This window comes from Streptomyces sp. NPDC088194, from assembly GCF_040702025.1.
In the GTDB taxonomy this organism is placed as follows: domain Bacteria; phylum Actinomycetota; class Actinomycetes; order Streptomycetales; family Streptomycetaceae; genus Actinacidiphila.
On record NZ_JBFBIV010000042.1, the window covers coordinates 23,533 to 36,278 of the forward strand.

The window sequence follows — 12,746 nt, forward strand, 5'->3', positions numbered from 1 at the left end:
GCCCGGCGCCGTACTCCCGGGCCCGCGCTCTCAGATCGCGTCGACCGGCACCGGCGCCCCGCCGTCCGCCGGGTCCGCGGCCTTGGGGCCGGACCCGCGCAGCGGCGTCTCGATGACGAACAGCGCGGCGATGAAGCCGAGCACGCTGACCATCGCGCCCCACAGGAAGACCTGGTGGGTGCCGGAGGACACCGCGTGGAAGTACCCGTCCTTCACCGTGGACGACAGGCGCGCGACCGCCTTGGGGTCGAGCTGGGCGCCGCCGCCGAGCGCGGCCGAGCCCTTGTCGCCCAGGCGCGCGGTCATGACGTCCTGCACCCGGTGCGAGAAGAGCGCGCCGAACAGCGAGACGCCGAAGGAGCCCCCGATGGTGCGGAAGAGCGTCGCCGAGGAGGAGCCGACACCCATGTCCCGCATCTCCACGCTGTTCTGCGCCACCAGCAGGGTGATCTGCATGATGCAGCCCATACCGGCGCCGAGCACGGCCATGTAGATGCCGGAGGTGGTGCGGGAGGTGTCGACGCCCATCGTCGACAGCAGGTAGAGCCCGACGGTGATCAGCACGCCGCCGACGATCGGGAAGACCTTGTACCGGCCGGTGCTGGAGGTGAGCCGCCCGGCGACCATGGACACCAGCATCATCGCGAGCAGCATCGGCAGCAGGAGCAGGCCGGAGTTGGTGGCGGAGGCGCCCTGCACGGTCTGCTGGTAGAGCGGCAGGAAGGTCATCGCGCCGAACATCGTGAAGCCGACGAGGAAGCCGACCACCGAGATCAGCGAGAAGTTGCGGCTGCGGAAGATGCGCAGCGGCAGCACCGGCTCGGCGGCACGGGTCTCGACGAAGAGGAAGCCGGCCAGCGCGACCAGGCCGAGCACCAGCAGGCCGAGGATCTGCGCGGAGCCCCAGGCGTACTGCGTGCCGCCCCAGGTGGTGAGCAGCACCAGCGAGGTGATCGCGACGGTGAGCAGGCCGGCGCCGAGGTAGTCGATCCGGACCGCGCCGCCGGGCTTCTTCTTCGGCAGGTGCAGCACGATGGTGATCACGGTCAGCGCGACCGCGCCGATCGGCAGGTTGATGTAGAAGCTCCAGCGCCAGCCCCAGTTGTCGGTGATGGAGCCGCCGACCAGCGGGCCGCCGATCATCGCCACGGCCATCACGCCGGCCATCATGCCCTGGTACTTGCCGCGCTCGCGGGGCGGGATCAGGTCGCCCATGATCGCCATCACGCCGACCATCAGGCCGCCGGCGCCCAGCCCCTGGATCGCCCGGAAGGCGATGAGCTGGTCCATCGACTGGGACATCCCGGACAGCGCCGAGCCGACCAGGAACAGCACGATCGAGGTGAGGAAGATCCCCTTGCGGCCGTACATGTCGCCGAGCTTGCCCCAGATCGGGGTGGAGGCGGCGGTGGCCAGGGTGTAGGCGGTGACCACCCACGACAGGTGGTTGAGGCCACCCAGCTCGCCGACGATGGTGGGCATCGCGGTGCCCACGATCATGTTGTCGAGCATCGCGAGCAGCATGGCGATCAGCAGACCCCCCATCACCACCCGCACGCTGCGCTGGCGCGGTTCGGCGGCAGCGGGCGGTGTGTCACTGCGAGGCGTGTCGGTCTGGGTCATGACCGGCGTCCCTTCCTCCGGGAGGAGGGCGGAGTCGTTCACTGAACTTACTTGCCGCCCGGCTAGTTATCTCGTCCAGCAGCAAGGTAGGACCCTAACTAGCCGGGCGTCAAGTAAGTGCGTAAGGTCGTGGTGGGGCCGTACCGTGAGTGGGCCCGTCACGCCGTGACCGTCCGAGGTCACGCGTAGTGCAGCAGGAGAGCGACCGCCATGGCTACACCGCACCACGCTCGGCGCAGCGATACGCGCCGCCGCATCCAGGACGTCGCCCTGAAGCTCTTCGCCGAGCAGGGGTACGAGAAGACGTCGCTGCGAGAGATCGCCGAGCGACTGGATGTCACCAAGGCCGCGCTGTACTACCACTTCAAGACCAAGGAAGACATCCTGATCAGCGTCTCGGAGGACCTCACGGCCCCGATCGACGAGCTGATCGCCTGGGCCCAGGGCCAGCCGCGCACGCTGGACACCAAGCAGGAGCTGCTGCGCCGCTACGGCGACGCGCTGTGGGGCGCCACCGACCTCTTCCGGTTCTTCCAGGAGAACCAGGCCACCGTTCGCGACCTGGCCATCGGCGAGTCCTTCAAGAGCCGGATCACCGCGCTCAGCGAGCTGCTCAAGGAGCCGGACTCGCCGATGACCGCGCAGGTGCGCTCGCTGACCGCGCTCTTCGCGATGCACGCGGGGATGTTCGCCATGCAGAACATCGCGGGCGGCGCCGAGGAGAAGCGCGCGGCCGTCCTCGCGGTCGCCCTCGACCTGGTCGCCCAGGCGGACGCCGACCTCGTCACCGGCTGAGGCCGGACGCCGGGCATACGGGCGTGGGGCCGCGGAGCGCGGGGCTACGGACTCCGGCACCACCGCACCAGGGCGGGCACGGCGGCGGAACACGCGAAGGGGACCCGGGCATCACCGATGCCCGAGTCCCCATTTCGAGGGTCGCGCCCGCCTTACGGGTTGACGCCGTGCGCGCGCAGGAAGTGCAGCGGCTCGACCGAGGAGCCGTAGTACGGAGTGGTCCGGACCTCGAAGTGCAGGTGCGGGCCGGTCGAGTTGCCGGTGGAGCCGGACAGGCCGATCTTCTCCGCGGTGTTCACGTGCTCGCCCACGTGCACGCCTATCTTCGACAGGTGGCCGTACTGCGTGTACAGGTGCGACCCGTGCTTGATCACGATGTTGTTGCCGTAGGCGCCGCCCCAGCCGGCCGTCACCACGGTGCCCTCGTGCGCGGCGCGGACGGTGGTGCCGCTGTTGACGACGAAGTCCTGGCCGGAGTGGGTGTGAATCCAGTGCGGACCCGCCTGCGCGTAGCCCGCGCCCAGCTTGTAGCCGGTGGTCGGGGTGACCCACGACGCCTGGAGCTTCTTGGCCTTCGCGGCGGCCTTCACCTTCGCGTCCGCCTTCGCCTTGGCGTCGGCCTTCGCCTTGGCCGCGGTCTGGTCCGCGGCGGTCTTCTGGCTGACCGCCTGGGCGTGCACGGCGTCGGAGATGCTGGCGACCGTTTCGGCCGACATGAAGCCCGAGGCGCTCTGGGAGGCCGCGGCGTCCTGGGAGGAGGAGTGCGACGTGGCGGCGAACGCCGCCGTAGAGCCCAGCGCGAGCGCCACCACCAGGCCGCCGCCCACTACGGCGACCCGGCCGCGGGTGACGGTCTTCGGGGAGCGGTTCTGCGTCGTTGAGTTCTTGCGCATGAAGAAATGACCTCACTGGATGGGGGAGCGGCGAATCCGGCAGCGGTCCGTCGCGAATCCTTGGTAACCCGACATTCCGGGCACTGGCAAGGACCCCCCTTACTACGGACATTCGTAGCCGAAAAGATGCTTGATGTCCGAATTGCCCGATGCAGGTTCCTTGTAGGTACACGCCCCCGCCCCACGCACTATTTCCGTTAGTAAGTGGTCCGCGTCACGTGGGACACCTCACCGGCACTACGGTGGGAACGGCTTTCCGTGGAGCATCGGGCGCGGCTCCGGCGGAGGATTCCGAGCGTTCCCGGACCGGCGGGTCCGGGCCGAGAGGGGGGGCGGAAGAACCATGACCGCACAGGACCAGACCCAGGACGCGGCCGGGCCCGCGCTGACCGGCATGGAGCTGGCCGACGCCGTCGAGGCGGTACGGGCCGGGCTGATGGAGGGCGCGGTGCGCGGCGCCGGCGCGAACGTACGGTTCGAGGTCGGCGAGATCCACATGGAGTTCACGGTGGAGCTGCAGCGGACCAGGACCGGCCGCGGCGGCGTCAAGGCGTGGATCGTCGAGGCCGGCGCGGAGGCCGCCCGCACCTCCGGCGCCACCCACACCGTCTCCCTGACCCTGCACCCGAAGTCCGCCACCGGCGGCTTCCTCGAGATCAAGGCCCCGGACGACGCGAACCCGTCGAGCGTGCAGTACGAGGGCTGACCGCCCCGTGCCCGCCCACCCGGCACCCCGCGTCGCACCACACGTCGCGCCCCGCCGCCTCGCCGTCCTCCAGTCCGGCCACGTCCAGGGCAGCGGCTACCTGCTGACCCCGACCCTGGTGCTGACCGCCGCCCACGTCGTCGCCGGCGACGCCCCCGTACGGCTCACCACGCCCGGCGGCCCGATCCGCGCCGAGGGCCGGCGCGTGGGCACCTGGTACGACCCGGGGCGCGGCATCGACGTGGCGCTGGTCGCCGGCGAGCAGCGGCTCGCCGACGACGACGCCTTCCCCGACGCTCCCCCCGGCCACGCCGTCCCCGCCGAGTGCTGGGCCGACACCGCGTCCCTCGACCCGGTCGCCGGCTGCGAGGCGATCGGCTTCCCGCACGTGCAGCGCTTCGACGGGGGCCGGCTGGACACCGAGCAGGTCATCGGCACCTACAAGCCCGGCTCGAACCTCTTCAGCGAGTACGGCGTACTCGTCGTGGACGGCGCCCCACCCACGACCGCCGCCGACGGCACCTCGCCGTGGGCGGGCCTGTCCGGTGCCGCGGTCCTCACCGGCGGCGCCCTGCTCGGCGTGGTCGTCGCCCAGCAGAACGGCTGGCAGCAGAGCCGGATCGCCTTCACCCCGCTCGCCCGCCTGCTCGGCGACGAGACCTTCGTCGACGCCCTGACCGCCCACGGATACCGCGTCCCGCGCCTGGTCAGCCCGCCCCGCCGCCCCCCGGACTTCGAGACCCGCTACGCCGACCACCTCGCCCGGCACCACGGCACCCTGCGGATCTTCGGCATCGACTTCACCGCCCGATCCCGCGTCACCTGGCCGCTGGACAGCGCGTACTACGGCCTGGAGGTCACCGCCGACCGCGGCACCGGCGCCGACGGCTGGGCGCCCGGCCGGTCCGCGACCGACATCGCGGGCGGCGCCACCGGCGGCGCCGCCGTCCGTACCGGGCCGCTCCCCGCCGAGCGGGCACTTGCCGGGCAGGACCGGGTGCTGCTGCGCGGGGTGGCCGGCTCCGGCAAGAGCACGCTGGTGCAGTGGCTCGCGGTCGGCACCGCCCGCCAGGACCTCGGCGAGCACCTGCGCCACCTGCACGGCCTGGTGCCGTACGTCCTCCCGCTGCGGACCATCGCCCGCCAGGAGCGGCTGCCGATGCCCGCGGAATTCCTGACCTCGGTGGGCACCCCGCTCACCGCTCCCCCGGGCTGGACCGAGCAGGTGCTCACCGACCGGCGCGCGCTGGTGCTGGTCGACGGCCTGGACGAGGTCGACGAGCGCACCCGGACCCGGGTCGGCGAGTGGCTGCGCCTGCTGCTCGACACCTACCCGGGCAACCGCTGGCTGGTCACCTCCCGCCCCTCCGCCGTCGAGGACTCCTGGCTCGCCGACATGGGCTTCACCGAGCTGACCCTCGCCCCGATGAGCCGCGCCGACATCCGCGCGTTCACCGCCCGCTGGCACGACGCGGCCCGCGCCACGGTGCCCGGCGACCCCGAGGAGCTGGCCCGCCTCGACGCGTACGAGCGCTCCCTGCACGACGCCCTGCACACCAAGCAGGACCTCGCCCGGCTCGCCACCAACCCCCTCATGTGCAGCCTCATCTGCGCCCTGCACCGCGACCGGAACGGCTACCTCCCCACCGGCCGCAAGGAGCTGTACGACGCCGCCCTGTCGATGCTGCTCAACCGCCGCGACCGCGAGCGCGACCTCGAACCCCAGCTCACCGAGGCCCCGCAGATCCAGCTGCTGCAACGGCTGGCGTACTGGCTGGTGAAGAACGGCCAGGCGGAGATGGACCGGGCCGACGCGGTCGAGCTGGTGGCCGCCTCGCTGCCCGCGATGCCCGCGGTCGAGGCCGCGCTCGGCTCCGCCCCCGACGTCTACCGCCACCTGCTCGACCGCAGCGGCCTGATCCGCGAGCCGGTCGCCGGCACCACCGTGGACTTCGTCCACCGCACCTTCCAGGACTACCTCGCCGCGAAGGCCGCGATCGAGGAGCGCGACTTCGACCTCATGGTCCGCAACGCCCACCACGACCAGTGGGCCGACGTGATCCGGATGGCCGTCGCCCACGCCCGCCCCGACGAGCGCGCCCGCCTGCTCAAGAAGCTCCTCACCCGCGGCGACCGCACGAAGACCCACCGCAGCCGCCTCCACCTCCTCGCGCTCGCCTGTCTCGAACACGCCACGGAGCTGGACCCGGCGGTCCGGTCGGAGGTCGAGAAGCGGGGGGCCGCGCTGATCCCGCCACGCTCTTTCGGCGAGGCGAAGAAGCTGGCCGAGGTCGGCCCCATGGTGCTGGAGCTCCTGCCGGGACCGGAGGGGCTGGACGACGATCAGGCGGAGGCCGTGGCGGAGACCGCGTGGCTGATCGGCGGCGACGCGGCGGTCCCCGTACTGGCACGCTTCACGGATCACCCCGTGGACAGCGTGCGCGAGCGGTTGGCCCAGTTCCCCCTCGGTGTCGACCGACTGCACTACGCGGCAAAAGTCATGGACCGGCTGCCGCGAGCCGACACGCAATATCTCGTCGGCTCCATCGACGATCTGCGGGCAGTGCTCACGCTCGGCGGAATCGAAATCCTGTACGCCTTCGCAACACTTGGCGGCGGATTCGACGACCTCCTCAGCGCCCGTGGGCTGATCGCCCTCCAGTGGGCGGACCCCGTCACCGACGAGATGCTGGCACGGCTGTCCGACCTGCCGAAGCTGGATGATCTGGGTATCGAGTGCGGCGACCTCACCGATTTGTCAGCGTTGGCAGACCTGCCCCTGACCGAACTCCGTCTGAACGGACTGCCGAACGACCTCGACCTCAGCCTGCTCGCCGGTCTCCCGCGGCTCACGTCCCTCGCGATCAGCAGCGACGACCCCACCTGGCCGGGCACGGTCGCGCTCCCCGACGGGCTGCCCCTCACCCACCTGTACACGGGATACGGGACCCGAGGGCTCGAAGGCATCGAGCGGCTGACCGGGCTCGTGCATTTCGGCTGCCACTCGCCGCTGCCGGACCGGTTCGCCCGCGCCGACTGGGACCGGCTCGCATCGCTGCCCGAGCTGACCTCCCTGTCCCTCAGCAACGGCATCACCGCGTTGCTCGAAGAGGACTTCCCACCGCTGCCGAACATCCGCGTGCTGTCCGTGACGGCGGTGCGGGACGGACTGCCGGTCGACGTGCTACGGCACTTCCCGGGCGTGGAGGAACTGTCGATCCGCCCCCTGGAGCGTTACGGCAGTGCGAGCCGGCCGCCCATCGACCTGGCGCCCTTCGCGGCGCTGCCCCGGCTCGGCCGGATCACCCTGCACGGCATCGACCCGGCAGCGATCCTGAACGCCGACGCCCTCCCCGCGCACGTCACCGTCACGCTCTGACCAGGCACCCGCGCCGAACCCAAAAGGCCCGGCCCCGGCTCCCCTCGCGGGGTGCCGGGGCCGGGCCCTGGTAGGCGCACACGCTCGCTCGGCTCACGCCGAGCGCGGCGTCACTCCTTGGAGAGGTTCGGCGCGCCGCCGGCCGTCTCCACGGGCGGGGCGTCGGCCACGGTGACCTTCTCCTCGCCGCGGAAGGTGAAGGTCGCACTCTCGCCTTCGCCCTCGACGTCCACGACCACGATGTGGCCGGGGCGCAGCTCGCCGAAGAGGATCTTCTCGGAGAGCGTGTCCTCGATCTCGCGCTGGATCGTCCGGCGCAGCGGCCGGGCGCCCATCACCGGGTCGTAGCCGTGCTTGGAGAGGAGTTCCTTCGCCTCCATGCTCAGCTCGATGCCCATGTCGCGGTCGCGCAGCCGCTCGTCCACCGCACCGATCATCAGGTCGACGATCTGGAGGATGTCCTCCTGGCTGAGCTGCGGGAAGACGATGACGTCATCCACACGGTTGAGGAACTCGGGGCGGAAGTGCTGCTTCAGCTCGTCGCTGACCTTGTTCTTCATCCGCTCGTACCCGGACTTGGTGTCGCCCTGGGCGGCGAAGCCCAGGTTGAAGCCCTTGGAGATGTCCCGGGTGCCGAGGTTCGTGGTCATGATGATGACGGTGTTCTTGAAGTCCACCACCCGGCCCTGGGAGTCGGTCAGCCGACCGTCCTCCAGGATCTGCAACAGGCTGTTGAAGATGTCGGGGTGGGCCTTCTCGACCTCGTCGAAGAGCACGACCGAGAACGGCTTGCGGCGGACCTTCTCGGTGAGCTGGCCGCCCTCTTCGTATCCCACGTATCCGGGCGGGGAGCCGAAGAGCCGCGAGACGGTGTGCTTCTCGCTGAACTCGGACATGTCGAGCGAGATCAGCGCGTCCTCGTCGCCGAAGAGGAACTCCGCGAGCGCCTTGGACAGCTCGGTCTTACCGACGCCGGACGGGCCGGCGAAGATGAACGAGCCGCCGGGACGCTTGGGGTCCTTCAGGCCGGCACGGGTGCGGCGGATCGCCTTGGAGAGCGCCTTGACCGCGTCGACCTGCCCGATGATGCGCTTGTGGAGCTCGTCCTCCATGTGCAGCAGCCGGGTGGACTCCTCCTCGGTCAGCTTGAAGACCGGGATGCCGGTGGCGGTCGCCAGGACCTCGGCGATCAGCTCGCCGTCGACCTCGGCGACGACGTCCATGTCGCCGGCCTTCCACTCCTTCTCGCGCTTGGACTTCGCGGCGAGGAGCTGCTTCTCGTTGTCCCGCAGGGAGGCGGCCTTCTCGAAGTCCTGCGAGTCGATCGCGGACTCCTTCTCCCGGCGCACCTCGGCGATCTTCTCGTCGAACTCGCGCAGGTCCGGCGGCGCGGTCATCCGGCGGATGCGCATCCGCGAGCCCGCCTCGTCGATCAGGTCGATCGCCTTGTCCGGCAGGAACCGGTCCGAGATGTAGCGGTCGGCGAGCGTGGCCGCCTGCACCAGGGCCTCGTCGGTGATGGAGACGCGGTGGTGTGCTTCGTACCGGTCCCGCAGGCCCTTGAGGATCTCGATGGTGTGCGGCAGCGACGGCTCCGCGACCTGGATCGGCTGGAAGCGGCGCTCGAGCGCGGCGTCCTTCTCCAGGTACTTGCGGTACTCGTCGAGCGTGGTGGCACCGATGGTCTGCAGCTCACCGCGGGCCAGCATCGGCTTCAGGATCGAGGCCGCGTCGATCGCGCCCTCGGCCGCGCCGGCGCCCACCAGGGTGTGCAGCTCGTCGATGAACAGGATGATGTCGCCGCGGGTGCGGATCTCCTTGAGCACCTTCTTCAGGCGCTCCTCGAAGTCACCGCGGTACCGCGAGCCGGCCACCAGGGCGCCGAGGTCAAGCGTGTAGAGCTGCTTGTCCTTCAGCGTCTCGGGCACCTCGCCCTTGACGATCGCCTGGGCCAGACCCTCCACGACGGCGGTCTTGCCGACGCCGGGCTCGCCGATGAGCACCGGGTTGTTCTTCGTCCGGCGGGACAGCACCTGCATGACCCGCTCGATCTCCTTCTCGCGCCCGATCACCGGGTCGAGCTTGGACTCACGAGCGGCCTGGGTGAGGTTGCGGCCGAACTGGTCCAGGACGAGCGAGGTCGAGGGAGTGCCCTCGGCCGGCCCGCCGGCCGTGGCCGACTCCTTCCCGCCGGAGTAACCGGACAGCAGCTGGATGACCTGCTGCCTGACTCGGTTCAGATCGGCGCCCAGCTTCACCAGGACCTGGGCGGCGACGCCCTCGCCCTCGCGAATCAGGCCGAGCAGGATGTGCTCGGTGCCGATGTAGTTGTGGCCGAGCTGAAGGGCTTCGCGGAGCGACAGCTCCAGCACCTTCTTGGCACGGGGAGTGAAGGGGATGTGGCCGGACGGGGCCTGCTGCCCCTGCCCGATGATCTCCTCCACCTGCTGGCGGACCGCCTCAAGAGAAATCCCGAGGCTCTCCAGGGCCTTAGCGGCGACACCCTCACCCTCATGGATCAGGCCCAGGAGGATGTGCTCGGTGCCGATGTAGTTGTGGTTGAGCATCCGGGCTTCTTCCTGAGCCAGGACGACAACCCGCCGCGCGCGGTCGGTGAACCTCTCGAACATCGTTAATCGCTCCTCAGAGCGGTCGGGCAGTGAGGGGTCGGTCCCCTCCCTGTCCTTCCGCATGCTAGTCCCGCACAGCGGCGCCGCTCACGAATCACCCCCGCTCTCGCGAGGAAAGCCGCGCAACCGGCTGACGTCACTCCCACAACCTCGATGGTGCGAGACGATGTTCCCGCAGGCCAGGCGAATGCCCCCTTAATCAGTACGCCCGTGGCGAACGCCCGCCCCGCCTGCCCGAACACCAGCCCGTCCCACTAGGTACTTCTTACCCTCGGTGGCCGACAATCCACACCGCGAGGGCACTCGGCTCTGCGCTACGGGCGAACAACCCGCGCCGCTTTCCGGCCATCTGCGACCAACCTGCCGTCTCCCCCGCCGTCACCCCTGCCGTCACCCCGGCCGGAAGCTCCGCCGCCACCCGCATCACCAGGTGTGTTCGAATCCGGACGGCACGTAACCAGCGCGCTGGAGCGGCAGTTGACACGGCATGGGCTGGTACGAGCACGAGCTGGGGTGGCCGCTGGTCGGGGGCCCGCCCCCGGCGCTGGTCACGGGGGTGCGGTTCGACGCGCTCGACGTGCCGGCGGAGGCGGGTTTCGCGATGCTGAGCCGGTTCTCCCGCCCGGGTCTGCTCGGGCCGGTCGCGCTGGACGGCCACCGGGTGCGGCTGCTGGTCGCCGCCGGAACGGCCGAGGAGCTGCCCGGGCTGCTGGAGTGGCTTGAGTGGGGGGGCATCGAGCTGGACCTCGCGGCCCTGGGCGCCGGGCAGAGCCTGCGGGCCCCCGCGCACCCCGAGTGGGGCCGCAGGGAGGCCGCGTACGACCGATCCGCACCGGTGTGGCTGCGGCCTCCTCGGCCTGGGTTCGACGTGGAGTCGACCGTGCCCGCGCTGCGTGTCGCTCCCGAGGCCGACGAAACGGGGGTTCCCGTCGGGCTCGGCACGCTGGTGGCCGCATTGGCGACCGCCTGCCACCGCGTCACGCTGCGGGCCCGCTGCCCCGATCAGCCGTGGGCCTTCTCGTACGCCTCACGGATGGTCGCGGGGACGCGGCCGCGGTCGTTGACCTCGTAGCCCTTCTCCTTGGCCCACGCGCGGATCTTCGCGGTGTCCTGACCCGAGCTGCTGCCACCGCGCACGGCCTTGGTGCGCCCGCGTCCGGCACGACCGCCGGTGCGGCGACCACTGTCCGTGTACGGGTTGAGCAGCCCGCGCAGCTTGTCGGCATTCTCCGTAGTGAGGTCGATCTCGTACGTCACGCCGTCGAGCGCGAACGTCACGGTCTCGTCGGCCTCGCCACCGTCGAGGTCGTCCACAAGAAGGACCTGAACCTTCTGTGCCACCGGCTTCCCTTTCATCGAAAACGGATTAACGGTAAAAGCAAAGCGCCTTTCACCGAAAAACACAAACCCCTTGCGCGAAGTGGCTCCCCCGTGCGCCAGCGCGATCCGGACATACCGGTCTCAGAGTTGCAGCAGCATCCGGCTGTTACCCAAGGTGTTGGGTTTCACTCGCTCCAGGTCGAGGAACTCGGCGACACCCTCGTCATTGGAACGCAGCAGCTCGCCGAAGACATCGCCGTCCACCGGGGTCTCACCGATCTCCACGAAGCCGTGCCGGGCGAAGAAGTCGACTTCGAAGGTGAGGCAGAAAATACGTCTGACGCCGAGCCAGCCGGCAGTGTGCAGCAACTTCGCCAGCAACTGGTGCCCGACACCGGCCCCGCGCAGCGAGCGGTGCACGGCGAGCGTCCTGACCTCGGCCAGGTCCTCCCACATCACGTGCAGCGCGCCACAGGCGACCACATCCGCGTCCTCGTCGCGTTCGGCGACCCAGAACTCCTGGATGTCCTCATAAAGGGTCACCGTGGCCTTGTCCAGCAGGATGCCGTCCCTGGCATAGGAGTCCAGCAGCCGCCGCAGAGCGGGGACATCGCCGGTTCGGGCCCGGCGGATGGTCACGTCATTCGACATCAGGGGCATGGGCGGACGCTATCGCCCTTCGGGTTCCTCCGGTCCGCCAGGGTCCACGGACTGGATGATGCGCAATGCGTCCCGCACGGCTTCGCGCTGTTCCGGCGACATCATGCCGAAGAAGTGCACGAGGGCCTCGGCGGGGTTGTCGCTCGCCGCCCAGGCTTCGTTCATCAGTGCGGCCGAGTACGCCGCGCGCGTCGATACCGCCTCATAGCGATATGCGCGGCCTTCCGCCTCACGGCGCAGCCACCCCTTCTGCCGGAGGTTGTCCATTACGGTCATCACCGTTGTGTAGGCGATGGAACGGTCCCGTGAGAGGTCTTCGAGTACCTCACGAACCGTGACCGCGCGGTTCCACTCCCACACCCGGGTCATCACGGCGTCTTCGAGTTCTCCGAGTGGTCGGGGCACACCGGAAATACTACGGGCGGAACGCGACGAATGTCGTAATTACCGCTCTTCGCGACTTTCGGGGCAGTGGCGAGGCGGTCGAGCGGCGGGCCGGTGCGCCGGGTGGCGGCGCACCTGGGCCGGTCAGCGCTCTTCGGGGGTGGCGACCCGGGCGGCCCGGGCGGCCTCGGCCGCGGCGAGCGCGGCGTCCACGGCCGCGTCCTCCTTGGCCTTGTTGGCGCCGCCCTGGTTCTTGACGATGGTGACGATCAGGGCGGTGAAAAGCACCGCCATCACCAGCGGCGGCACGATGGCCGAGATGTAGTCCATGCCGCCCAGCGTAGCCACCCCCGTTC

Annotated in this window: 11 protein-coding genes; 4 read left to right on the forward strand and 7 right to left on the reverse strand. The window is 70.2% G+C overall.

Going from position 1 to position 12,746, the window contains the following annotated elements; translation table 11 throughout:
- Positions 1-30: 30 nt before the first annotated feature.
- Positions 31-1,623: an MDR family MFS transporter gene (locus AB0399_RS23010; RefSeq protein WP_329366109.1), complete on the reverse strand. Its 1,593-nt coding sequence runs from the start codon at positions 1,621-1,623 to the stop codon at positions 31-33.
- A 210-nt stretch (positions 1,624-1,833) separates the two neighbouring features.
- On the opposite strand from AB0399_RS23010, the gene AB0399_RS23015 reads away from it, so the two are divergent.
- Positions 1,834-2,418, forward strand: a complete 585-nt coding sequence (locus AB0399_RS23015; RefSeq protein WP_329366110.1) for a helix-turn-helix domain-containing protein — start codon at positions 1,834-1,836, stop codon at positions 2,416-2,418.
- 152 nt (positions 2,419-2,570) lie between these two features.
- Here AB0399_RS23015 and AB0399_RS23020 read toward each other — a convergent pair whose 3' ends face one another.
- A complete protein-coding gene (locus AB0399_RS23020; RefSeq protein WP_366412605.1) occupies positions 2,571-3,311 on the reverse strand; it encodes a M23 family metallopeptidase in 741 nt (246 codons plus the stop codon).
- Between the two features lie 343 nt (positions 3,312-3,654).
- Between AB0399_RS23020 and AB0399_RS23025 the strand changes: the two genes are divergently transcribed.
- Together AB0399_RS23025 and AB0399_RS23030 are read left to right on the forward strand one after the other, a co-directional pair.
- Positions 3,655-4,017, forward strand: a complete 363-nt coding sequence (locus tag AB0399_RS23025) for a trypco2 family protein (protein ID WP_366412606.1) — start codon at positions 3,655-3,657, stop codon at positions 4,015-4,017.
- Positions 4,018-4,024: 7 nt separating this feature from the next.
- Complete coding sequence (locus AB0399_RS23030) at positions 4,025-7,396, forward strand: NACHT domain-containing protein (RefSeq protein ID WP_366412607.1); 3,372 nt, start codon at positions 4,025-4,027, stop codon at positions 7,394-7,396.
- A 110-nt stretch (positions 7,397-7,506) separates the two neighbouring features.
- On the opposite strand, the gene AB0399_RS23035 is transcribed toward AB0399_RS23030, so the two are convergent.
- A complete protein-coding gene (locus AB0399_RS23035; RefSeq protein WP_328467655.1) occupies positions 7,507-10,026 on the reverse strand; it encodes an ATP-dependent Clp protease ATP-binding subunit in 2,520 nt (839 codons plus the stop codon).
- A gap of 487 nt (positions 10,027-10,513) precedes the next feature.
- On the opposite strand from AB0399_RS23035, the gene AB0399_RS23040 reads away from it, so the two are divergent.
- A complete protein-coding gene (locus tag AB0399_RS23040) occupies positions 10,514-11,098 on the forward strand; it encodes an SCO3374 family protein (protein ID WP_329366119.1) in 585 nt (194 codons plus the stop codon).
- Here AB0399_RS23040 and AB0399_RS23045 read toward each other — a convergent pair.
- The 4 genes from AB0399_RS23045 to AB0399_RS23060 form a co-directional block, all read right to left on the reverse strand.
- Complete coding sequence (locus AB0399_RS23045; protein ID WP_328467651.1) at positions 11,029-11,367, reverse strand: Lsr2 family protein; 339 nt, start codon at positions 11,365-11,367, stop codon at positions 11,029-11,031. The two genes, AB0399_RS23040 and AB0399_RS23045, sit on opposite strands and share 70 nt — an antisense overlap.
- A gap of 120 nt (positions 11,368-11,487) precedes the next feature.
- Positions 11,488-12,006, reverse strand: coding sequence for an amino-acid N-acetyltransferase (locus AB0399_RS23050; RefSeq protein ID WP_328467649.1), 519 nt, complete (start codon positions 12,004-12,006; stop codon positions 11,488-11,490).
- 9 nt (positions 12,007-12,015) lie between these two features.
- Positions 12,016-12,411 carry a BlaI/MecI/CopY family transcriptional regulator gene (locus AB0399_RS23055; RefSeq protein ID WP_328467647.1) on the reverse strand — a complete coding sequence of 132 codons (396 nt, stop codon included), beginning with the start codon at positions 12,409-12,411 and terminating at the stop codon, positions 12,016-12,018.
- Positions 12,412-12,534: 123 nt separating this feature from the next.
- The gene (locus AB0399_RS23060) at positions 12,535-12,720 is read right to left on the reverse strand and encodes a hypothetical protein (RefSeq protein ID WP_328467645.1); all 186 of its coding nucleotides are present in this window, start codon (positions 12,718-12,720) and stop codon (positions 12,535-12,537) included.
- Positions 12,721-12,746 lie beyond the last annotated feature (26 nt).

What these genes read in the sequence shown, in the direction of transcription:
- AB0399_RS23040 (WP_329366119.1), top strand. Translation starts at nt 10,514, where the DNA reads ATGGGCTGGTACGAGCACGAGCTGGGGTGGCCGCTGGTCGGGGGCCCG.
- AB0399_RS23025 (WP_366412606.1), top strand. Translation starts at nt 3,655, where the DNA reads ATGACCGCACAGGACCAGACCCAGGACGCGGCCGGGCCCGCGCTGACC.
- AB0399_RS23020 (WP_366412605.1), bottom strand. Translation starts at nt 3,311, where the DNA reads ATGCGCAAGAACTCAACGACGCAGAACCGCTCCCCGAAGACCGTCACC.
- AB0399_RS23035 (WP_328467655.1), bottom strand. Translation starts at nt 10,026, where the DNA reads ATGTTCGAGAGGTTCACCGACCGCGCGCGGCGGGTTGTCGTCCTGGCT.
- AB0399_RS23015 (WP_329366110.1), top strand. Translation starts at nt 1,834, where the DNA reads ATGGCTACACCGCACCACGCTCGGCGCAGCGATACGCGCCGCCGCATC.
- AB0399_RS23060 (WP_328467645.1), bottom strand. Translation starts at nt 12,720, where the DNA reads ATGGACTACATCTCGGCCATCGTGCCGCCGCTGGTGATGGCGGTGCTT.
- AB0399_RS23010 (WP_329366109.1), bottom strand. Translation starts at nt 1,623, where the DNA reads ATGACCCAGACCGACACGCCTCGCAGTGACACACCGCCCGCTGCCGCC.
- AB0399_RS23050 (WP_328467649.1), bottom strand. Translation starts at nt 12,006, where the DNA reads ATGCCCCTGATGTCGAATGACGTGACCATCCGCCGGGCCCGAACCGGC.